This is a genomic window from Desulfatibacillum aliphaticivorans DSM 15576, from assembly GCF_000429905.1.
Classification (GTDB): domain Bacteria; phylum Desulfobacterota; class Desulfobacteria; order Desulfobacterales; family Desulfatibacillaceae; genus Desulfatibacillum; species Desulfatibacillum aliphaticivorans.
The window spans coordinates 1-1,354 of sequence record NZ_AUCT01000064.1 but is presented as its reverse complement, the minus strand read 5'-3'; the positions used below and the strand labels follow the sequence as shown (position 1 = coordinate 1,354).

Sequence of the window (1,354 nt, the reverse complement as noted above, 5' to 3'; positions counted from 1 at the left end):
CAGGGTCAGGTCGCCCGCGGAGTTGACGCGGATGTCGTTGTTATTGGAGTCGATGCCGCTCACGCCGTTCACCGTACCCACGGTCAGGCCGCCGGCTGCGTCGTCGTCTATGGCCACGTCGCCGTTGGCGTCCACTGCGATCACGGTCATGGCGTTGCCGGCCTGGGTCAGGTCCACTTCCCCGCCCGCCGTCACTTCCACGCCCACGCCCGTAGTCACGGCGCCGCCGGTCTGCTCCACGTCGTCCGTGGCGTGCAGCATGATGCTGCCGCTATTGCCCGCCACGTTGGCGCCCAGGATGATGGCCCGCTCCGTGCCGCCCGCGGTCAGGAGGATGGTTCCCGCTGCGTCCGCGTCTATGGGGCCGGAGACCAGGATGTCGCCGTCCGTGGTTTCCACGTCCACATTGCCGCCTGCGTTGGTGTCAATGCCCAGGATCTCGATGGCGTCCACTTCGTCGATGTTGATATCCGACACGTTGGCCGCAATCAGGGAGACCACTTCCGTATCCAGGTCCACCGTGTTGTCGCCGGACTGGATGTCCAGGGTTCCGCCTGAGTACACGTTCACCGCCGCGCCGCCCACGTCCGTGATGGCGCCGTTGCTCCGAAGCGTTACGTCGCCTTCCGCCTGGATGTAGGTCACCGCCATGGCGCTGCCCGCAGTCAGGAAGACCGTATTGCTCGATCCACCGGCGATCACGCTCACCACGTTCAGGTCGTCCGCATCCGTGTAGGTGATGTTTCCGTCCTGGGTTTCGGCGATCAGGTTCGTCACGTTGTTGCCGCCGCCGTCCGTCAGGTCGCCGGCTTCAAGCAGGGTCACGTTCAGGGTTCCGCCCGTGGTGTTCCGGATCATCAGGGCGTCGGCCTCGTCGATGGTCGCCGTGGAGCCCGCGCCAAAGGAGGCTTCCAGGGTCCCGGCGTTCGTGTTCAGGTCGATGGCGCCCGTGGCGTCCACGTTCACAGAACCCGCCGTCACAACCGCGCCGGCCACCGTGGTGATGTCCCCGGACAGGGCGCTCAGGTCGGCAAAGGAACCGCCCGCCGTAATGTCCGCGTTCACCGCCAGGCTCTTGCCGGCGTCCAGGGTGACATTGCCGCCGGCGATCACGCCGGACAGGCCCTGATCCACGCCGTCAACCAGGCCCACCGTCAGGGAGCCGCCAGCGTCCAGTTCCACGCTGCCTCCAGCCAGGGCTGCCAGGGTTACGGCTCCGCTGTCCAGGTCTACGTTGGCGATACTGCCTGCAGCTTCCAGGGCAACCTCAGGAGAGGTGATCACACCGCCCGTGATATTGCCGCCAGCCTCGATGGCCGCCCGGGTCGTTGCGTCCACGCTCACCACGGTCACA

At 66.5% G+C, this 1,354-nt stretch carries 1 protein-coding gene; it reads right to left on the bottom strand.

The features are described from left to right. The coding region (locus G491_RS36035) for a beta strand repeat-containing protein (protein WP_035220291.1) at nt 1–1,354 on the bottom strand (1,354 nt) is incomplete at both ends.